Consider the following 20,809-nt stretch of genomic DNA (forward strand, 5'->3'; position numbering starts at 1 on the left):
TTTCATTTTCCCATGGCCCGTTCGAGCGCATCCAGCAGGCGGGGAGCATGCATGCTCCAGTCCCAGACCTCGCGCGATGCGGTGAGCGCGGACTGCCGGCATGCCGCCAGCTTCTCCGGGGAATCGATCAGCGCCTGCATTGCCGCCGCGAGGCCCGTGGCGTCGCCCGGCTCGACCAGAAGCCCTGCACCCGGACTCGCCGCCATGACTTCGACCTGGCCGGCAGTGCGGGTCGCTATGACAGCCGCCCCCGCCCGCATGTACTCGTGGATCTTGTTCGAAGCGGTGAGTTCCTTGTTCCGGCAGTAGGGTGCCTCCAGCGCGAGCCCGACCGCATGCTGCCGGTTGGCGGCCAGAAGTGCATCGTTTGGAACGGGTGGAAGGACATGGACGCGACTTCGCGTCGCGCCGCCGAAGACCGTATCGAACCATGAGCCATATCCACGCATCGCGCCGCGCAGGTACAGGTTCCATTCCCCGCGCAGCTGGGGCAATGCACTTGCCAGGACTTCAAGCCCGCGTCCGGGACCGATGGTCTGCGAGAACCAGTAGAAGGACACGGGGCCGGGCACGCGAGAGCTCGGGCGATCTTCGACCGGTGCCGCGGGGAAACAGTTGCGTACGACAGTGGGGCGCCGATCCGTTCCCGCACTCTCGGCGAGCGCCGACGCCATCGCCTCCGTAGGCGCCAGGCACCCATGCGCGCGGTGCAGAAGGAGCATCTCGAGCTGGCGCAAGCGGCCACGGACGGCTGGCGAGCGGTCGCTGGGCAGCTGGTCCTCGGAGAACCAGTCCTCGAAATCCACCACGATGCGCTTCCCTGCGCCCAGCAGTCTCTTCGCAACCCAGAGTCCAGGCTCCGAATGCACCGTGACCAGATCCGACGGTTGGCCCGCCGCATAACGCCAAAGTTCAGGTGCACCTGGCCCGAGGATCCGGGAGGAGAACAGGCCGATACGCTTGAAGCCCTCATGCGCGAGCCTGTGCCTGAGCCTGTCGCCCAGGTCCCTTCGACCCGGACGCAAGTCCGTCACGGCTGCGAAATCGATGTCAAGCTCGCGCGCCAACGACAGGTCTTCCTGTGCCAAACGCGGATCGAGCCAGTTTCCGCGTACCAGGACGCGTGCCCCGGCCTCTCTCAGCGCGCGCGCCTGCTTCTGCACACGCGGCGAGCTGGCGAGATGGCCCATGATGAGACTTACGACGGTCCGTCCCTGCCAAGGCGCTTCAGGGGGGGTCGGTCTGGAGGGGTCAACCATCGCCATCGGCTTCCTGCTGGACCGCCCGGGCGATGGCGCTGTACTCCCGCGCCCGGTCGGCCAGGCGGAGGTGCTGAAGCACATAGGCGCGTGGCTGGTAGTCCGCCTGGGCCAGGCCCGCCATGAACTGCTCCAGCGCAGTTTCAAACTCGGCAGCGTCGGAGAACCGCAAGCCGCAGCGCTCGTCCCAATATGGCACCGAGGTTACCGGACCATAGACCACGCGATGCGGGTAGTAGGAGGGGTCACGCCATGGCCCTCCCTGGTCCCAGGCGAGCAGCGGCACGCCACATGCCAGGGCTTGCTGGTAGGCGATCCCCTGCGTCTCATGCTCGCACAGGAAAACCATGCCGCGGCAGCGCGCCAAAGCCTCTCGATAGTCCCGCTCCCGATAGCGTCCATAAGTCAATTCCATGAACGAGATGCCGGCCTTTCGCAGCCGGCTCCGGATCGGTTCCAGCAAATCACGTTCTCGCTGCCCGCGGTCCCAAAGGACCTTGTCGTAAAGCAGAAGATCGGTGTCCTTCGGCACGTCGCCTTGCGGCGACCATAGGTCCGTGTCGATGCCTACCGGCCACGCCTGTACCCGGTCGCCCCAATAGGGCTGGCACATGCGTTGCATCCATGGTCCTGGGACGAGGACGCGGCGCACGGGCCGCCGCTTGAACAAGTCCGGATCGTCGATGGGGTGCGAAAAGACCGCGGCCCCGAACAAGATCGGATTGCGCCACGCCATCACGTCCAGCAGGAAGGGCTTGCCAATGATGCATGCGACCTCATCGGGATGCCGGCGCGCATGGCGAAAATCATTGACCCGGAACGGAACACCGATCTCGCGGAGGCCTGCGCACAAGTTGAGGAAAACACGCGTCTGCCCCCCTGGGCGGGGTTTCCCGCGCACGAGGCGGCGGATCAGCCGGCGTGGGTACCGGTCCCCGGGAAGCCAGCGATCGGGGTCGGGTTCGCGATAGAAGAGATTCAGCACCATGTCGCGCGGAGCAGGCGCCAAGCGGGACCCCGGAAGAAGCGCGCTCACCTCAATTTCCCCGCCGGCGAGCGGTCATCCGGATCAGCCGCTCTTCATAGGCGTCCAAGCCGGGCTCCGGGCCGAAACATGCCACCGCGCGATCCCTGAGGGAAATTCCGGTGCGACGGCGATGAGCGCTGTTGTCCAGCAAGTCTCGCAGTCCCTGCGTCCAGTGGGCGACATCGCCGGGCCGGCGGAGCAGATCGGCGTGAGACTCGCCGAGGATATCGGGGGTGACTCCAAGGGCACTGGTCAAGACCGGTAGCCCGCATGACATTGCCTCGATCACGGTCAGGCCGAATGCCTCATCGCCAAGCGATGGGACGCATGCGACATCGGCCGCCTGGTAGTAGCGCTCCGGGAATGCGGTGACCGGCCGTAATAGCACCTTGCTGCGTCGCGTTTCGGGCAAGCGCCCCAGTTCCGCCTCGAAGTCGTCCGCGAAATCAGGGGCCACGCCACCCACCAGTAACAGGACCGCATCCTCGTGCGCCGGGCCGAGATCCGCAAACGCCCGCAGCAGGACGCGAATACCCTTTTGTTCACAAATGCGTCCCAGGAACAGCACATACCGCGCTTCTGGCTCGAGCGACAGGGATCGGCGCAGCGCGGGGACATCCGTGGCGGGCTGGAAGCGCTCGATGTCCACCCAGTTGGGAACTACCCCCAGAAGTTCCCGCGGCCAGCCACCTGCTTCCCAGCTTGCTGCGGTATGGGCGGAGGGGGCGATGCCGAAGCCGAGGTTTCGGTAACTCCACCGTAGCAACGGAGTGCTACCCACGCATGGCAATCCCAGGTGGAACAAGAACGGAACCCGGACCAACCGGTGCACCAGGGCGGCATGGCGAAGGTATCCGAGGTGCGAACTAAGCCCCGCGTGCGCGCCGCACCTGCGTACCGTCGACATCAGGTTCCATACCCCAGCCATGGTGGTGGCTGGCACTCGAAACGCGAATCCGGGGAGCGCCGTGGAGATGATGTCGGTGGCGAACGCGGCGTAGTCGGCCGTCATCGAACCGGGCTGGTCATGAACCAGCACGATTTCATGCCCGCGCCCCGCAAGACCTCGCGCCAGGGACAACACCATCGCCTCGGATCCCCCGCCATGCGCGGGAGTCGGCTCGACGACCACGAGTTTCACGCGGCCAATCCCCCGCACGGTAACGCGCCTGCCTGCCTGGGCGCACGGCGCGAATCAATTTCGTCCGGCGAGGGTCCACCCTTGTCCAAACACGCACTCACAGCATGTGCCCGCGGATCTGATATTGCCTCGAGTCCAGAGTTCTGGCTCTGGCCAGCGCGACGTCGCGAATGAAGATGCAGTTGTCCAGCGCCGGATCCAGGATAGGCAACGCATCAACGCGGCGCTGCAAGGGATCATAGGTGCAAAGAGAGAACCCGTGCGCGCGCATGGTCTGAAGAACTCTGTCTTCGTCGAATCCGTAAGCGTTCCCGCTGCCGTTGAGCTCCATGATCACGGAATGCAGCGAAGGCCGTGAGAGCGTCTCAGCCCCGCCCTCGATCACCTCGGTCTCGAAGCCCTCGACGTCGATCTTGATGAGAGCCGGATGGACGCCTTCAAGGAGCCTGTCCAGGGTCATGGTCTCCACCTCCAGCCCGCCGGCACCGCCCTCGGCCCCCTGGATCATGTGATTGCCAGGGCCGAGCCCGGTACTGAACCAGCTTGTACCCTCTCGGGCGCCCACGGCGGCCTGGATGCAAGTCACGCGCTCTTCGGCCCCGTTGACGCGTACGTTCTCGATCAATGCCGCGTAGGTGTCCGGCACCGGCTCCACGCAGATCGTGTCGGCACCGACCACGGCCGAAGCCAGGATGGTGTAGGAACCCAGGTTCGCACCGATATCAACGAAGAGATCTCCCGGCCTGAGGACATGCAGCAGGTAGCCCATCTCGGCGAATTCCTGCAGTCCACAGTAGATGTTTCCCGTCAGCCCGGTCTGGCCCGGGCGCACGATCAACCGACTGCCCTCGATCCAGTCGAAAAGCACGCCGCCCGGCACCAAGCGACTACTCAGTTGCCAGGACAGGAATTGCTGGAGCGCACGGAAGCGCATCCCCCTGTTGAGCGGATGGCGCATCACGAATGACAGGACATCAAGCAGCGCCATATATCCTCCATCCACTGCCAGCAGCGCGGCATTCGCGCGAATCACCACCAGGCTCGATGCTCATCGCTGCGCGCTCACATGCGCTCCTCGAATCGCACCCGACGGTAGCCCACGACACGGCGGAACAGCGGTCGGAGCGCAGAGCGCGCACGTTCCAGGCACCACATGGGGAATTGGTAGGTCGCCGCCACCCAGGTGCGTGCCAGCGCCTGCGGAACGCGCCACTCCGACACCAGGCGCAGTACGCGAGCCTGCGACCGGTACTGCCATTTCGACGTGAAGTCGCCCAGGAAATGCACGATGACCGGCCGCGTCTCGCGCACGGGGTATCCGCGCCGATGCTGGGGATCGCCCGGTGGTGGATTGCTCAGCAACGCCTTGCCGGCAAGGACATCGATCTCGAGCAGCTTGGGCGAAGCGAAGAGTTCCCCATGAATGGTGCCGTCGTCGGCGAGGCCTGTGCAGCCTTCCAGCCCCATCGATATGGCCATCAGCAATTCCTCGTTAGGGCAATCGCGCAAGCGCACGAGCCCTAGTTCGTCATAGCGCTCCACCAGCCCACGGGCATGGTCGAAGACCCGCTCGGCGACCTCCCCCTGCTCGAAGTAATACACGCCGCCATTGAACTTGGTCAGTGTGGGCAGGTTGAAGTGTGCGCGTGTCGCCGCGACGTCTCCAAACCACTCGCCCTCCGTTATGGCGCCGCCAACCACCGATACCGCACGTCCGGAGAACCGTTCGAAGACCGGTGCCAGCGGTCCCACGCACAGGCAATCGGCGTCGATAAACAAGGTATGGAGGGAAGGTGCGATCCGCTGCATGTTCAACTTGACGGAGAAACCCGTGCCCAGCTCGCCCGGCGCAAACTGCAGCCTGCGTACGAATGCCAGGTCCCTGGGCAACGGATCGACGCTATCCGTCGCAAGGTAGAACTCGATGTCGCCATCGTTGTTCCACCAGCGAAAGGATCGCGCCAAGGCAATCGCCATGTCCAGATAGACACGTCGCCCCGTGGCGATGGTGAGGACGCCACGCTGTGCTTGTTGCATCTAGCTCTCACTCCTCTTGCCGATGGGGGAATAATCCCATCGGGCCAATCGGCCACGCGCGACGAATGCGCCTAGCCTGACTCCCCAGCCATCCTGCGGAAACTGGGACTCCGCGCAACCAGGTTGTCGTAGGTGTCAACCGCAACTATCCGGCCCGCATTGAGCTCGACGATCATGTCGCAACCGCGAACCGTACTGAGCCGGTGCGCGATCAGGAAGACGGTCAGTCCACGGTCCAGGGATGCGATCGTCTCCATCACCGACTGCTCGGTGGCCGTATCGAGTGCACTGGTCGCCTCGTCGAAGACCAGCACGCTCGCATCCTTGTAAAGCGCCCTCGCGATGCCGATCCTCTGGCGTTGCCCCCCGGACAAGCGGATGCCGCGCTCTCCAACGGTAGCGTCGTATCCACCCGCGGAGGATTCGATGAAGTCGCCAATCTGCGCGGCATGTGCAGCCTTGCCGACACGGGCACGATCGATATCCTCCGCCGGCACCCCGAACGCGATGTTCTCCGCGATCGACGCGTCGGCCAGGTAGATTGATTGCGGGACATGGGCGATCGCTCCCTGCCAGGCACGCAGCGTTTGCCCGACGCCGAGAGGGTTCCCGTCCACCAAGAGGCGACCCCGGGTGGGTGGAAGCAAACCCATCAGGATGTCCAGCAACGTGCTCTTGCCGCTGCCGGTCGGGCCAACCAGTCCCACGCGCGCTCCCTTGGGAACCCTCAAATTGATGCCGTCCAGGATCCATGGCCCCGTGTCGTATCGGTAAGACACATCCTCGATCACGATGCCATCGTCGAACTCCAAGGGCTGCGGCGCTGGGAGCAGCAACTCCTCTGGAAGCGGCTGGTCCAGCAGGTCGACAACGTCCTGCAGCGAGGCTCGGTTTCCAGCGATGCTTTGCCATGCACTGTAAGCCTGCTGCAATGCCGGGAGCATGCGTTGCGCGCCCAGCGCAAGAGCGCCCAATACCGGCAATGCAGGCGTGATTCCGCCCGCCTGGCGGCTCATGGCATAGGCGATTCCCGCGATCAGCAGCATTCCGGCCGCTTCCATGACGATGCGCGGGCTTTGTGAAATGAAGGTGTTGTTGCATTGCGCACGGCGCAACGGCTCGTCTGCCTCCCGGTAGACACCGCAATACACATCCTGGGTCCCATCCAGGAGAACATCCCTGATCCCACCCAACCCATCTTGCAACGTCTTCAACAGCCCGGTCTGCCCGTGGGCGATGTTCTCGCTGTTGCGCCGCATCCGGTGCCGCGTGAACAGCGTGATCGTCCCGTAACCCAATCCAAGGGCGAGTGCGGCGGTCATGGCCACCACCGGATCTATCACCATCAACGTCGCCACGACGGAAACGACCAGCAACGCAGAACTGGCGAGCACGAGCAATGGCATCACCACGCCGAAAACAACCGTGTTGATCTTGTTGGTGAGTCCGCTGATCACGCCGCTGCTATTGCGTGCGATATGCACGGAGTAGGGCTGATACAAGGTCCGGCGATACGTCAGGCAGCTCAGGGCCAATCCCGCTCGCAGCGTGTACCGGGTCGTCCACCACAGCAACAGCATGCGGAGGAAGGCGGCGATCACGATCGCCAGTACGAAAAGGAACGTCAGCGGCAAGACGAGCCCGGCGGCCGTATGGATGCCCAGGGCGCCCATCACGGGCTGCATCCACTCCCACGCCATGACCCGCTCCGGCGCCGTCAGAATGCCGAGGAACGGGAGCACAGCGCCGAGGCTGATGACCTCGGCCAATGCGTTCAGCATCATCAGCCCGAGCAACAGGAAGAACTCTGCACGGTGGCCGGGTTCCAGGTGCCGCCAGAGGCGCCGCATCAGGTCGGGCAACGTCGGCTCTCGAGTCGGCTCAGCCACCCGGGGACCCTCCACGGAGGGGCCGGGCACTTGGCCTTCTGCAGCCACGGCAAGCAGCTGTTGCCACGTTAATCCTGCTTCCCTTCGCGCAGCAGGGCGTCGAAATAGGCGATCGTCTTTTTCAGGCCGTCCTCGAGCGCGACCTTCGGCTCCCAGTCCAGTTCCGAGCGCGCCAGGGAGATGTCGGGCTGGCGCTGCATCGGGTCATCCTCGGGCAAGGGCTTGTTCACCAGCGTTGAACTGGAACCGGTGAGTTCGAGCACCATCCGGGCGAGCTGATGGATGGTGAACTCGCCGGGATTGCCCAGGTTCACTGGCCCCGTGAATCCTTGCGGCGTTTCCATCAACCTCAGGAATCCCTCGATCAGGTCGTCGACATAGCAGAAAGAACGTGTTTGGCGACCTTCTCCGTAAATGGTGATCGGATCACCGCGCAGTGCCTGCACGATGAAATTGGAGATCACCCGCCCATCATTGGGATGCATCCTTGGGCCGTACGTGTTGAATATCCTGGCAACCTTGATGTCGAGGCCATGCTGCCTGTGGTAATCGAAGAACAATGTCTCTGCGCAACGCTTGCCCTCGTCGTAGCACGAACGCGGCCCGATGCAATTGACGTTGCCCCAGTAGTCCTCCCGTTGCGGGTGGACAGCGGGATCGCCGTAGACCTCGCTGGTCGAGGCCTGGAAAATCCTGCAGCGCAGGCGCTTGGCCAGCCCCAGCATGTTGATGGCGCCGTGCACGGACGTCTTGGTTGTCTGGACCGGGTCATGGCTGTAATGGATGGGGGAAGCAGGACATGCCAGGTTCCAGATCTCGTCGGCTTCAACGTACAGGGGGAAGGTGACGTCGTGGCGGACGAATTCGAACCGGGGGTTGTCGTGCAAGTGGTCGATGTTGCGCTTCGTGCCGGTGAAAAGGTTATCCACGCATATGACCTCGTGCCCCTGCTCGAGGAGTCGGTCCATGAGGTGCGAGCCGAGGAAGCCTGCTCCCCCGGTCACCACAATGCGCTTCCGAATGTCGTACTGCCTCATCGATTTTCCTTGGTTACTGACCGGTTGTGACGCTTCAGGAAGCGGCCTCCAGCGCGGCCGCCCTTGCCGCATGATGACTCAGGGCACTGCACGCTGTTCCTGGCGCGGCATGGCCAGCAGCGATAGCCCGAGCGCGAGCACCGCGCTGCAGGCCAAAGTCCGCAGCGGCGAGTCGACGAGCGAATGAAGCAGCGGCATTGCTACCGCGATTGCCGCCGCGCACCGCCAGGAATCACCGCGCCCGCCTGCCCGGAAGGCTGCGACTATCCCCCAGGAGACGACGGCAAGGAAAGCCAGCATGAGGCCGAGTCCAGGCAATCCGGCTTCGATCCCCACCTGCAGCGGTTCATTGTGCGCATACAGTGCGAAAATGTATTCGCCAGGGCCCCAGGCCGGGGAAAGCAGCGATTCTACCGCTTCGTTCCGTTCGTAAGTGCCCGCGAATGTACCCACCCCGCTGCCCCAGGGGAAGTAATCGGCCACCGCCTGTGCCGACCTGGCAAAGTATTGCCAACGCAAGTCGCCCACCAGGCCATCCGAGAATCTTGCAGCCAGCCTGTCGGCCGACAGCAGCAAGACTGCAACGGCGCCCCCGGCAACCACCCCGGAGGCGAGCAAGCGCGCACGGCGGCCATGTAATCGCGGCCACACGATCCCCCAAAGGGAAGCAGTCAAGGCAAGTGCCACCAGAACCACGCCGGTTCGCGAATAAGTGAACGCCACGGCCAGCACCAGCGTCCCCGCGACCCCGTACCAGCCGATTCGGCTGGCTGGACCATTCGCCGGCGCCCCGGAACAGGCTGCTGCCACCGAAAAAGGCACCAGCATCGCCAAGAGCGTCGCGAAATGATTCCGGCTGGTGAAGAAAGCATGCCCCCCCGTCGTATCGGGTTTCGCGATCGCCTGCGCGATACCGACCGCCGCCAGGAGCACCGCCACCACCAGCACACCCTTGACCAGGACGATCCTGTCCGCCCTGGACAAGTGTCTAGTCAGGCCCCACAGGGTTGCGAACGTCCCCGCAGCCAGCAATGCGCGAACACTCGCCCAGCGATCCAGGCTGATCGCCATGGCCTCAGGATGCACGCCTGCGACGCGAAGCTCGGCAAGGATCGCGGCACGCTCCCCTCCCGCGGTCGTCAGCGCCAGGGGCAGTGGCAACAGTTGCAGTACGCAGACCGCCAATGTCGCGAGGATGATGGCGTCGACTACGCGGGTCCACGGATGACCGTCACGCGGGTTCCAACCCCAGACCAGAACCCCGGCGGCCATAGCGGTCACCGCATACACGATCCAGTCCCCCGTCCCCCGCACGCCACCCCCAAAGAGCAATGCGGCCAGCAAGAGCACCCCGGCAGCAAGCGCAGGAATACCTAGAGGACCCTTGGTGACGGACGAAGCACGGTGCGCCGGAACGCTATTCATCCGCCGCCTCCCTGCAAGCGCCGCTCGCCTCCACATTTGCCCGGGGCTTTCCGGGACGGCACGGGTCGCCCGGGATGGCGGTCGCATGCATCGATTCGATAGACACGCCGTCGAACGCCATGCCACCACTTACCCGGCTCTGTCCCCGGCCCCGTGCGACGTGCTGGAGTTGAAGTCGCTGCAGCGGGCATTCATCCACGACCAGAGGGGTGGACAGCTCCTGCCACCCCTGCGTCCGTGCGGGAACGGGCATTGACGCCAGGATCGTGGCCCGAGGCAGATCATCCGCCGAGCCAACCGGCGCTCGGCACATCACGGTCCAGACGAATGAGCCAGCCTCCATGTCGAGCTCGGCGCGCGCGTGCACGGTCAGGCGATAAACGCCCGGGGCCAACACCAGTGCCTGCTGGAGCGGGGCGAACTTGATATCGCGCCCCGGGAACCGCCACGCCATCGCATTCCGGCCTTCCCACGGCGCAGCGGAATCGATGCCGGAGTAATAGCCCGACGCGACCCCGCCCCATTGCCAGCCATAGGGTGACGGGCCCACCCCGAATTCGAAGCCGCCGTCATACACACGGTCCACCGCCTTCGAAACGGCCGAAGTTTCCATCCAGACCTCCCGTGCGCGGCCTGCATCACCTGTCCGCTCAAGCATTGGCAGATACAAAGCCAGCTCATGGGCATGCAATGGCCGCAAGGCTGCCAACGTTTCCAGCACGATGCGCAAGGCCCGCTCCTGGCCGTGCTCCGCCAGCAGCGGCCAGGCAACGCTTTGCCATGGCGCGTCTTGGGCCAGCCGTACCGCCAGCAGGGCCAGCATGGGCGTGTCGCGCCTGCCGATCCATTCCGCCAGGAATGGTTCGGCAGCGACCGGGTCCAGTCTCAACCAGGCATCCAGCTGCTGCATCGCCTGCTGCCACCGTTCCAGCTCGACGTAGTGCGTGAACAGCTGCCCCCTGATCGACGGATTCCGTGGGGCCCGGCGTACCGCGATCTCATAGAGCGGCAAGGCAGCAACCAGGCCTTCGTTCACAGCGACGTCGTTTGCAAGGCTCCGTAGCGCCATACCATCCAGGGGGCGTTCCCTGAGCCGCGCGTGCGCAGAGACACGGGAACGGGGAGCCTCGCCACCCTCCGACAACAGCGGCATCTCGCCGGTGGTCGGAGGAGGCCACGACAGCGGAGCCTCATGTTGCGCCACCCCAAGCACCGCCAAGCCGCCAATGACCGGCAGCACCAAGGCCAATGCCTGCCGCCAATACGGTACTGGAACGCTCATGCGCCCAAGGAGGCGCCAAGCCGGGGCAAGGGCACGGATGAGCAGCGCTCTCCGCTAGCTGCGCGGGTTTCCATAGGCGAAATACCCGTAGCCTCCATAGCCATACTCGCCCTGCGCGCGTGCGTCGTAGCGCACTAGCAGGGTGCCAAGGACGCTGGCGCGGGTTCCGGAAAAACGGTGGAGGGCACTGCGTATTTCGTCCTTGCGGGAACGGCCGGCCGAAAGCACGAGCAGAGTCGCCTCCACCCTGCTCGCCAGCAAGGGGGCATCGGCCAATCCCAGGACGGGAGGTCCATCGAGGATGACAACGTCGAACCGGCGCGAGAGCTCGCCCATCAGTTGCTCGAAGCCATCTCCGCCCAGCAGCTCCGGGGGGTTTGGAGGAAGGGGTCCTGAGGTGATCAGGGAAAGGTTGGCCTCACCGCCTGCCTGCAGTGCGTCGTCCAGCGAGGCCGCGCCCGCCAGCACATTCGACAAGCCGATGCCATTGGTCGTCCCGAAAATCTGATGCAGCGAGGGACTGCGCAGGTCGGCATCGACGAGCACCACTCGTCGCCCGAGCAAGGCGATGTTGTGGGCCAGCTCCGCCGCCGACGTCGTCTTGCCTTCGCCAGCGCTCGGACTGCTGACCAGCAACGAGGTGGGCAATCCGTGTGGGGTAGCGAACTGCAAGGCAGTCCGTACGGATCGATACGATTCGGAGAACGCAGAGCGCGGATCGCCGCTTGCCTGCCTGGGGTTCATTCCTGCGGGAAGTTCCGGTACCACGCCCAGGTTCGGCAATCCCGTGAGCTTGTGCAGCGCCTCCACGGAATGGATTCGCCGATCCATGTAATTGATGCCGAGTGCCGCGAGAATTCCGAGGCCCAGGCCCAGCATCAACGCGATGGCGAGGTTGCGGGCAGGACTGGGCCTAACCGGGCCTCCGGGCACTTCTGCACGGTCCACCACCGAAATATTGTTGGCGCCGATTCCCCCGGCGACGCCGATCTCCTTGTAGCGCTGCAGCAGGCCTTCGTACAGCGTCTGGTTGGTCATGACCTCCCGCTGCAGGATGTTGTAGCGAATGCTGCGGTTGGCCAGGTCGAGCACGTCGTCCTTCAATCCGCCCATGCGCTGCTTCAACAAGCGTTCCTGCGAGACCGCGGCGTCGTAGCGGGACTTCAGCGAGCCGCGGATGTTGGCGATCTCTGCACCGATCTGCCGATCGATTTCCGCGATCTGCGCCTGCAGCTGCCGCATCTCGGGATAATCCGGCTTGTAGACCCGCAACTTGTCCTGGTACTGCCCCGAAAGCGTTGCCCGGGACTGCCGCAGTCCCTGGATCAGCGGACTTTCCAGCACCTGGGGCAATGCCAGTCCCGCTCCCGAGGCTGCCTGCCGCCAAGCCGACTCCGCGCTGAATCTTTCTCCTTCCGCCTGGGCAAGCAACAGGTTGAGTTCGGAGAGATTCTGCGCCGATAGCGATGGCGAATCGCCGCCGATGCTGACGATCTGCTCCTCCCCTGCATAGGCGACCAGCTCCTGCTCCGTCTCTTCCAGGCGATCCTTCAGTTCGGCGAGCCTCTCCTCCAGGTATTTCTTGGCGTAGGAGGATGCCTCGAACCGCCGCTCGATATTGCTTCGGATGAACACATCCGCATAGGCATTGGCGACTCTCGCCGCCAGTGCCGGGTCGGGCGACTCGAAGCTGATCCGCACCAGGCGGGAATTGCGTATTGGCTCGATGCCGAGGGCCGCAAGGACCGATCCGACCAGCGCCTGCTCCCTGGCCGCGACATCGGCGGGAGATGCGTCCGGCCGCAACGCCGGGGCCCCCTCGATGAACGCGTCCGATTGCGCCAGACCCAGATCCTCGATCACCTTCAGCGCGAGTGACCGGCTGCGCAGCAGCTCGTATTGCGTCTGGTAGAAATCACGATCCATCCCCGTATCAACCGGCGTCAATGCCTCCGAATTGATGACCTTGATCGAGTCGCGCTCGATCTGGATGGTCGAAGACGCCTGGTAGATCGGTGTCGTCATCAGGGTGATTACCAAGGCCACGGCCATCGTGGCCAGGGCCAATCCCAGCACCACCCACCGACGCGCAACCAGCACGTGCCACAGCTGCCTCAGGTCGAGGTCATCGCCCGCGGAACCCAGGTCCAGCGCCAGCTCGTTACGCTTTTCCGGCAACTCCTGTCCTGCCATCACCGAAACACGCCCCAGACGCCGATCAAGGGCGTCAATTCGATGAACCGGCGCAACCAGACCTTGCCGCCGGATTCGTCCACCACGACCATGTCCTCGCCAAGGATGTCCGGATCTGCGGCGACTCCCTCGCGAATCGCTTTGAGGTCGAACCGGGCCAACAATCTCCGCCCGTCGACGGTCCTGAACACGACCACGTTTCGTTCGTCGGCGACATTGCTGGGACCCTTGGCCAAGGCGATGGCCTGCAGCAGCGTCAGCCGGCTGGCGATGGGGAATATTCCCGGGTCGTTCACGGCGCCTTCGACGGTAACGCGCTGGCTGGCGGCCTCCTGGAGGGAGACGCTCACCTGTGGGTCCTGCAGGTACCTGTCGGCGTAGCCGGCAGCGATGACCGCCTCCAGTTCCTCGGTTGTCCGGCCGGCGGCATCGATTGCACCCAGCAGCGGCAAGGTGATCCTGCCGGCATTGTTGACGCGCACTTCGCGGGAAAGATTCTCGACCTGGAAGACTTCCACCTTGAGCAGATCGCTGGGTCCAATCCGGTAATCGGGACGACCGAGCGCAGCGGCTACCGGATCGGACGGGGGCAGGCTCGCGGGGCCGTCACGCACGACGGCCGCGCGCGTCGCACAGCCGGCTAGCAACGTGACCAGGAGAAGCGTCAAACACGTACGCAACAGAATCACGCAAATCACCATCGGTCAGACAAGGGGCGAATTATGCCTGCGAACCAGTCGCTTGAACCACTCGGGCCCCCAGCCCTTGCCGTCCGCCGACCTGGTCCCTGCAGCCGGCTCAGGCAGCAGCGCCGACGAAGGATCCCGGTCGGCGAGGATCCAGGCAGGGCGCTCCTCCACCAGATACCCCGCCTGCACTTCACCGATCAACCGCGCCGCGGCGCGGCGACCTTCCGCAAGCAGAGGCGGACGGCGGGTTGGGTCGTGGGCATCGGTCGCGAGCAGGTGGGCCTTCCCTTCCGCGATGAAGCGATCCGCCATGTACCGGACCCTTGGACCGAATCGACCCGTCAGGGCCCCCGAGGTCACTTGCATCCAGCAACCCCGTTTGACCAAACGGGCAAACACGTGGTAATGCGCCTCCACCCATGTGAGGCGCTCGGGATGGGTGATCACGGGGGTTAACCCTGCGGCCATCAGTTCAAAGATGCTTTGCTCGAAACCTGGCGGCATGCTGTGATGCGGCGGCTCCAGCAGGAGGTATCGGGAGCCGGCCAGGGTGGCCACCCGTCCGCACGCCACCCCCGCCGCAAGGCCCGGCTCCAGATGCACGTCCGCCCCACACACCAGTTCGAGCGCGATATCCGCATCGAGCAGGGCGCCTCGGAGGGCGTCCACCGCGATGCGGATGCCGGTGGCGTCGTTGTCGTAGAGGCCCGGGTAGATGTGCGGCGTGCACGCCACCACGCGGATTCCGTCGCCCGCGGCGATCCTGGCCATCTCGAGGGCCCTTGGCAGGTCCGGCGGGCCATCGTCGATGCCTGGAAGCAGGTGGCAGTGCAGATCGATCATGGCTTCAATCTAATTCATTCCGTGGAGAAGTCGTGTTCACTCGACCGGAACCGGTGGGGAGGCGAGCTCGGTCCCGGCCTGGGTCGACATCCCGCCGATCGCCGGCAGGCGTGCGTCCATGTCGGCTTCCTGCGGCTGCCAGGAACGGAAGGCTGGCCCGCCCAGGCTCCAGGCCTTTCTGGGCCTGCGCACCTTACCAAGAGGCGTGTCGCTCGTTCGGGAAGGCATCTTTCCCCATTGGCCGAGATCGTGCGGAGCAGCACCCTGGTGGAAGCACAGCCGCCTTCGTCCGCGTCACTGTCGGCGCGAAGACCTTTCGATTCCAGATGGGGAGACGCCACGCCATGGAGAGGTCGCGCACGGAGTTCTTCGTTCTCAGCGCAGATCTGCCCGAATGCCTTGAACGGCCGGCGCTTCGGTGGACGGCCAGTCTTCGCAGGCGCCCCCGGTGCCGGTGCACTTTCGCTGAATTCGCCCATTCCGACGATCCCGGCTGCGACCAGGCGTCGGGCAGTTCCTGAGCCAACCAGAACGCCTGCGGATCCTTCCGTGTGCGACCCGGGGAAATGGGCTCGATCCGGAGAAGGTCCGCTCCTGCAGACCCTCGGCACATCGAACGGGGCATCCTGGCGCAGGACCGGCCCGTGAATCCGACAGCCCTTGCTGCCGGCGCGCGCACATCGGAGGGGACGCGCGTCGACTTACCGGGCTCTGAACTTCGCGATAAGGCCGCAGATTCCAGCGAGCCGGGCGACGGGCTCGCGCAGCCTAGTGGACCCGTCTGCGCAGGAAGTTGAGCAAGTCGATGCGCGTGATCAGCCCCAGGAAGCGATCGCCGTCGACCACGATCGCAACTTGGCCCCGGTCGAAGACCGGCAGCAGGCACTCGATTGGAGACTCCACGCCCAGGACCTCGAGCTTGGTCGCCATGGCGGTGGACACCGGGTCTCGGAAGCGGGCCTCGTCGCCGTAGACATGCAGCAGCAGGTCGCTCTCGTCGAGGATGCCCACGATCCGGTCGCCCTCCATCACCGGGATCTGTGAAATCTCGTAGAGCTTCATGCGCTGGTAGGCGGTCACCAGCAGGTCGGTCGGCGCGAGCACGACGGTGTCGCGCAGCTCGTACGGTCGCAGGATCAAGTCCCGCAGGTCGTCGTGCTGCTCGCGTTCGAGGAAGCCGTTGTCGAGCATCCAGTAGTCGTTGTAGAGCTTGGACAGGTACTTGTTGCCGGTGTCGCACACGAACACCAGGACCTTCTTCGGCTCGGTCTGCGCGCGGCAGTACTTCAGCGCGGCGGCCAGGATGGTGCCGGTGGAGGAACCGCCGAGCACGCCTTCCTTCTCCAGCAGCTCGCGCGCGGTCAGGAAGCTTTCCTTGTCACTGATCGCGTAGGCCTGGCTGACCCGGCTGAAGTCGGAGATCGTGGGCAGGAAGTCCTCGCCGATGCCTTCGACCATCCAGCTCGCCGACTTGTCGCTGAGCGTGCCCTCGTTGATGTACTCGGCCAGGATCGAACCCACGGGGTCGGCCAGGATCAGTTCGACGTGCGGCGCATGCTCGGCGAAACACCGCGACAGCCCCGTCATGGTCCCCGAGCTGCCGCAGCCGAACACGACGGCATCGACGCCGCCGACCTCCGCCATCTGCCGCAGGATCTCCGGGCCGGTGCCGAACTCGTGTGCGGCCGGGTTGTCCGGGTTGCCGAACTGGTTGACGAAGTAGGCACCGGGGGTTTCGCGGGCGATGCGCTCGGCGAGGTCCTGGTAGTAATCCGGATGGCCCTTGGCCACGTCGGAGCGCGTCAGGATGACTTCCGCGCCCATCGCCTTGAGGTTGAAGATCTTCTCCCGGCTCATCTTGTCCGGGACCACCAAAACCAGCTTGTAGCCCTTCTGCTGCGCGACCAGCGCAAGACCGATGCCGGTGTTGCCCGCAGTGCCTTCGACCAGGGTGTCGCCCGGCTTGATGTCGCCGCGCCGCTCGGCCGCGGCGATCATGCTCATCCCGATGCGGTCCTTGATCGAGCCGCCGGGGTTCTGGCTTTCCAGCTTGAGGTACAACTCACAGGGGCCGGCGTCCAGGCGCCGCGCCTTGACGATGGGCGTGTCGGCGATCAGTTCGAGGACGGAATCGTGGATCGGCATGCAGTCGGGCCCGTGGAGGTCGAAGCGGCGATTATCGCATCGCCGCCTCCGGGCTCGAGCACTCGCCTGCGGCACGGGCCGCGCGCGTGGCCGGATTTCATGGGGGCGATTGACCCGGAAGGCGTCGCGCTCGGGAAACGCGGGGCGGGCTGCGACGGTCGACGAGGATGACCGTCGCAGCCCGCGTCCAACGGGACTGGGTGACATGGCACAGGCCGGACCGGCCGGCCGTGAAGCTACGGTCCGGAACCGGACCGCCGCGAAACGGCGTCAGTGGTGCAGGCTGGCGTACATCTGGGTGAGGCGATCCTTCGCGGCGAGTTTCTCGCGCTTCATCTGCGAAAGCGTGGTGTCGTCGATCGGCAGCACGCCGAGCTCGGCGTCCAGCACCTTCTTGTCGAGTTCCTGGTGGTGGTGGTAGAGCTGGCGGAACTCGGGATTGGCCTGGAACAGCGCATCGAGCTCGGTCTGGGGTTGCCCTTCGAACATGGAAGCCTCCTTCAGGGATCTTCGTGGGGGTTGGATGGCAAAACGCCCCGGCCGGTCAGGGCGCAGGGCGTGTGGTGGACTTTCGAACCGTGTACCGGGCCCGCCTCGCGGACACCTGCCGCGGAAACCCCCGCGCGGACTTCGCTCGCGGCGGCGTTCTCCGTTGGATCCAGCGTCTGGGTCATCAAAGGCTCGGCTCGGTTGCCAGATGGCCTCGTCGGAAGCTTCGCCACCTGATGCCTCGACCCTACTCCTCCGCCCGCGGGGGGGCAAGCGGTCAGGCGGCGGCCGGCGTTTTCCGCGCCCCGACCACCCTCGTGCCGGCCACGGCGCGTGCCGGCAGACCCGGATCGCCAGGTCGAGATCGACACAAGTGACTGTTCTGACAGGAAATTATTGCAGGCCGGCCTTGAGCCGTCCGTTCATCCCCCAGCCGGTCAATCCTCGTCGGCCGGCGCGCCCTTGAGCAGTTCGGCTTCGCGGCGGGCCAGCTCGGCCTCGCGTTGCCGGGCGGCCCGCAGCTTGGCGGCCTGGTCGCCCGCGACATCGTCGAGCACGATCTCGGCTTCCTGGCGGGCCAGGGCCTCCTGCTCGGCCGCCTGCCGCAGCCGCGCCGCCTCCTCGGCCTGGATCTGGGCCTGGATCCGCAGTCGCTCGGCCTCTTGGCGGGCACGGGCGGCCTCCTGGCGGCTGGCCTCGACCAGCAGCTCGCTGCGTTCCCGGTCCAGCCGGTCGATCTCGCGCCGCGCCGCTTCTGTGGAGGCGGCGAGTTCGGCGGTTTCGACCCGCCATTGCGCGATCTGCAGGGCATCCGCGCGCTGCTTGCCCCGTGCCGAGGCCAGGGCGGCCAGGGCCTGCTGTGCCTGCAACCGCTCGTAGGCGGCGAAGCCGTTGCGGGCGGGGTCGGCCTCGATCGCGACCAGGCGCTGCGCCAGGCGTGCGCGTTCCGCATCCTCGGCGGCGCGCGCGGCCGGGAGCAGCAGGGAGGACATCGCAATCGCGAGCGAGAGACGCAGGATGGCCGTCTTCATGGGAAGTTCTCCTGGCTGAGGCGCTGGCGCAGCGATGCCACCTCGGCGCGGCGCTGCGCGAGCTCGCTTTCGGCCTGCGCCTGGCGGCTGCGGGCGTGTGCGAGGTCGGCGCTCGCGGCCGCCAGCAACGCCAGGTTGCGGGCATCGCGTTCGCGGCCCGAGGCCATGGCGTCCTGCGCCAGTCGCAGCGCCCGGCGCGCCCGTTCGATCGCATCGGGTGCGTACTGGTCGGCATCGGCCATGTCGGCCCGGGAGACCGCGCGATCGGCCGTCGACAGTTCCGCGGTCGGCGGCGGCAGGGTGGCGCAGGCCGCGAGCGCAAGCACGAGCCCCAGGCACGGGACCTGCAGGGCCATTCTGATTTGTGCGAAGCTTGTGGACATGGGGGCCGTGTCGGAGTGGGACGCGCGGCCATTGTCAACAGCATCCGCCGGAATCGCAACGGTTCCGCTCAGAGGGGATTCACGCATGGACATCGGCTATTTCCTGAAGCTGATGACGGAGAAGAACGCGTCGGACATGTTCCTGACCACGGGCGCGCCGGTCTACATCAAGGTCGAAGGCAAGCTCTACCCGCTGGGCAACACCGGGCTGCCGGCCGGCATGGTCAAGAAGATCGCCTACTCCCTGATGGACGAGGGCCAGGTCCCGCAGTTCGAGCGCGACCTGGAGCTGAACATGGCGCTGTCGCTGGCGGACGCGGGCCGTTTCCGCGTCAACGTGTTCAAGCAGCGCGGCGAGGTCGGGATGGTGATCCGCGCCATTCGCAGCGTCATCCCCAGCATCGAGGAGCTGCAGCTCCCGCAGGTGCTCAAGGAGATCATCATGTCGCCGCGCGGCCTGGTGTTGCTGGTGGGTTCCACCGGCTCGGGCAAATCGACCACGCTGGCCTCGATGATCGACTATCGAAACTCGACCACGTCGGGCCACATCCTCACCATCGAGGATCCGATCGAGTACCTGCACAAGCACAAGAAGTCGATCGTCAACCAGCGCGAGGTGGGCCTGGACACGCACGCCTTCCACAACGCGCTGAAGAATGCGATGCGCGAGGCGCCGGACGTGATCCTGATCGGCGAGATCCTCGACGCCACCACCATGGAAGCGGCCATCGCCTTCGCCGAGACCGGCCACATCTGCCTGGCCACCCTGCACTCCAACAACGCAGACCAGACCATCGAGCGCATCCTCAACTTCTTCCCCGAGGCCGCGCACAAGAACGTGCTGATGAACCTCGCGCTGAACCTCAAGTCGGTGGTGTCGCAGCGCCTGGTCGTGGGCAAGGACGGCCGGCGCATGCCGGCGACCGAGGTGTTGATCAATACCCCGATGATCCGCGACCTGCTGCGCCGCGGACAGGTCCACGAGATCAAGCAGGCGATGGAGGAGTCGCTGGAAGAGGGCATGGAAACCTTCGACCAGAGCCTGTTCCGCATGTACAAGGACGGCAAGATCGAACGCGAAACCGCGCTGCGGGCAGCCGATTCGCGCGACGGGCTGGACCTCAAGTTCCGCCTGTCGGAAGGCGCCAGCGGCGAGCACGACCCCTACGCTGACGTCTTCGACACGGGCCAGTCGGCCCGCTGACCCGCCCCCTCCGCCCGATGGCTCAACCGGGGCTGGTGTCGGGCGCGTCCGGCTGCCGCTCGGGCCTGGCCGCCTCGAATGCCGGCAAGGCCAGGCATGCGCGTTCGATCCTGAGCAGCGTCGGATAGGGCGCCAGGTCGACGCCGAAGCGTCGCGCGTTGTACACCTGCGGGATCAGGCAGCAATCGGCGACCGTCGGCACCCGTCCGTTGCAGAACGTGTCCGTGGCCGGGTTGTCCTGCAGCAGCGCCTCGAAGGCCTCGAAGCCGACCTGCATCCAGTGCCGGGCCCAGACATCGCGCTCGGGCTGCGGCACGCCCCAGTCGCGCTCGAAGTACTGGAGCACGCGCAGGTTGTTGAGCGGATGGATGTCGCAGGCGATCACCTCGGCCAGCGCGCGGACGCGCTGGCGGTCGCGCGCCGTGGCCGGTAGCAATGGCTTGTCGGGCCACACCTCGTCCAGGTATTCCAGGATCGCCATGGACTGCCGCAGCAGTCGCTGTCCATGCTGCAGGACGGGCACCAGGCGTTGCGGGTTGATGTCCAGGTAGCCGGGCTTGTGCTGGTCGCCGCCGTCGCGCACCAGGTGCACGGGGGCGATGTCGTATTGCAGGCCCTTCAGGTTCAACCCGATGCGCACGCGGTAGGCGGCGCTCGAGCGCCAGTACGAATGCAGGCACAGCGGTTCGTTCGTCACCAGTGTCTGCCCCCCGTCAGCAGGCGGTCGGCCCCACG

Annotated in this window: 19 protein-coding genes; 1 reads left to right on the top strand and 18 read right to left on the bottom strand. The window is 65.5% G+C overall.

Translation table 11 applies throughout. The features are described 5' to 3' along the window. Positions 1-2: 2 nt before the first annotated feature. The 17 genes from ABD970_RS00870 to ABD970_RS00950 form a co-directional block, all read right to left on the bottom strand. Entirely contained in the window at positions 3-1,265 is a 1,263-nt protein-coding gene (locus ABD970_RS00870; RefSeq protein WP_345293612.1) for a glycosyltransferase, read from the bottom strand. Then, positions 1,252-2,247 (bottom strand): glycosyltransferase, encoded by a 996-nt coding sequence (locus ABD970_RS00875; RefSeq protein ID WP_345293613.1) that lies wholly within the window; start codon positions 2,245-2,247, stop codon positions 1,252-1,254. The genes ABD970_RS00870 and ABD970_RS00875 overlap by 14 nt, the downstream gene beginning before the upstream one ends. 49 nt (positions 2,248-2,296) lie before the next feature. Then, positions 2,297-3,427, bottom strand: a complete 1,131-nt coding sequence (locus tag ABD970_RS00880; RefSeq protein ID WP_345293614.1) for a glycosyltransferase family 4 protein — start codon at positions 3,425-3,427, stop codon at positions 2,297-2,299. Positions 3,428-3,524: 97 nt separating this feature from the next. After that, entirely contained in the window at positions 3,525-4,415 is an 891-nt protein-coding gene (locus tag ABD970_RS00885; protein ID WP_345293615.1) for an FkbM family methyltransferase, read from the bottom strand. 74 nt (positions 4,416-4,489) lie between these two features. Then, positions 4,490-5,464 (bottom strand): hypothetical protein, encoded by a 975-nt coding sequence (locus ABD970_RS00890; RefSeq protein ID WP_345293616.1) that lies wholly within the window; start codon positions 5,462-5,464, stop codon positions 4,490-4,492. A gap of 71 nt (positions 5,465-5,535) precedes the next feature. After that, positions 5,536-7,326 carry an ABC transporter ATP-binding protein gene (locus tag ABD970_RS00895; protein ID WP_345293617.1) on the bottom strand — a complete coding sequence of 597 codons (1,791 nt, stop codon included), beginning with the start codon at positions 7,324-7,326 and terminating at the stop codon, positions 5,536-5,538. Positions 7,327-7,421: 95 nt separating this feature from the next. Continuing rightward, the gene (locus ABD970_RS00900) at positions 7,422-8,390 is read right to left on the bottom strand and encodes a UDP-glucuronic acid decarboxylase family protein (RefSeq protein WP_345293618.1); all 969 of its coding nucleotides are present in this window, start codon (positions 8,388-8,390) and stop codon (positions 7,422-7,424) included. 78 nt (positions 8,391-8,468) lie between these two features. Continuing rightward, the gene (locus ABD970_RS00905) at positions 8,469-9,815 is read right to left on the bottom strand and encodes an O-antigen ligase family protein (protein WP_345293619.1); all 1,347 of its coding nucleotides are present in this window, start codon (positions 9,813-9,815) and stop codon (positions 8,469-8,471) included. Then, positions 9,808-11,097, bottom strand: a complete 1,290-nt coding sequence (locus ABD970_RS00910) for a tetratricopeptide repeat protein (protein ID WP_345293620.1) — start codon at positions 11,095-11,097, stop codon at positions 9,808-9,810. The genes ABD970_RS00905 and ABD970_RS00910 overlap by 8 nt, the downstream gene beginning before the upstream one ends. Before the next feature lie 54 nt (positions 11,098-11,151). Beyond that, the gene (locus tag ABD970_RS00915) at positions 11,152-13,290 is read right to left on the bottom strand and encodes a GumC family protein (RefSeq protein WP_345294528.1); all 2,139 of its coding nucleotides are present in this window, start codon (positions 13,288-13,290) and stop codon (positions 11,152-11,154) included. Further along, a complete protein-coding gene (locus tag ABD970_RS00920; RefSeq protein ID WP_425563020.1) occupies positions 13,290-13,991 on the bottom strand; it encodes a polysaccharide biosynthesis/export family protein in 702 nt (233 codons plus the stop codon). The genes ABD970_RS00915 and ABD970_RS00920 overlap by 1 nt, the downstream gene beginning before the upstream one ends. Positions 13,992-13,994: 3 nt before the next feature. Next, the gene (locus ABD970_RS00925; RefSeq protein WP_345293622.1) at positions 13,995-14,822 is read right to left on the bottom strand and encodes a tyrosine-protein phosphatase; all 828 of its coding nucleotides are present in this window, start codon (positions 14,820-14,822) and stop codon (positions 13,995-13,997) included. A gap of 36 nt (positions 14,823-14,858) precedes the next feature. After that, positions 14,859-15,014: a hypothetical protein gene (locus ABD970_RS00930; protein WP_345293623.1), complete on the bottom strand. Its 156-nt coding sequence runs from the start codon at positions 15,012-15,014 to the stop codon at positions 14,859-14,861. A 576-nt stretch (positions 15,015-15,590) separates the two neighbouring features. Next, on the bottom strand, positions 15,591-16,967 hold the full coding sequence (locus ABD970_RS00935) for a pyridoxal-phosphate dependent enzyme (protein ID WP_345293624.1): 1,377 nt from the start codon (positions 16,965-16,967) through the stop codon (positions 15,591-15,593). Positions 16,968-17,237: 270 nt separating this feature from the next. Continuing rightward, positions 17,238-17,456: an HP1242/YdcH family protein gene (locus tag ABD970_RS00940; protein WP_345293625.1), complete on the bottom strand. Its 219-nt coding sequence runs from the start codon at positions 17,454-17,456 to the stop codon at positions 17,238-17,240. Positions 17,457-17,893: 437 nt separating this feature from the next. Then, positions 17,894-18,487: an SPFH domain-containing protein gene (locus ABD970_RS00945; protein WP_345293626.1), complete on the bottom strand. Its 594-nt coding sequence runs from the start codon at positions 18,485-18,487 to the stop codon at positions 17,894-17,896. After that, the gene (locus ABD970_RS00950) at positions 18,484-18,843 is read right to left on the bottom strand and encodes a DUF4398 domain-containing protein (protein ID WP_345293627.1); all 360 of its coding nucleotides are present in this window, start codon (positions 18,841-18,843) and stop codon (positions 18,484-18,486) included. Before ABD970_RS00950 ends, ABD970_RS00945 begins: the two co-directional genes overlap by 4 nt. A 112-nt stretch (positions 18,844-18,955) precedes the next feature. On the opposite strand from ABD970_RS00950, the gene ABD970_RS00955 reads away from it, so the two are divergent. Beyond that, complete coding sequence (locus ABD970_RS00955; RefSeq protein ID WP_345293628.1) at positions 18,956-20,074, top strand: PilT/PilU family type 4a pilus ATPase; 1,119 nt, start codon at positions 18,956-18,958, stop codon at positions 20,072-20,074. A gap of 22 nt (positions 20,075-20,096) precedes the next feature. On the opposite strand, the gene maiA is transcribed toward ABD970_RS00955, so the two are convergent. Further along, a complete protein-coding gene (gene maiA, locus ABD970_RS00960) occupies positions 20,097-20,771 on the bottom strand; it encodes a maleylacetoacetate isomerase (protein ID WP_345293629.1) in 675 nt (224 codons plus the stop codon). Between the last annotated feature and the right edge of the window lie 38 nt (positions 20,772-20,809).

Source organism: Luteimonas vadosa (assembly GCF_039543545.1).
GTDB lineage: Bacteria > Pseudomonadota > Gammaproteobacteria > Xanthomonadales > Xanthomonadaceae > Luteimonas > Luteimonas vadosa.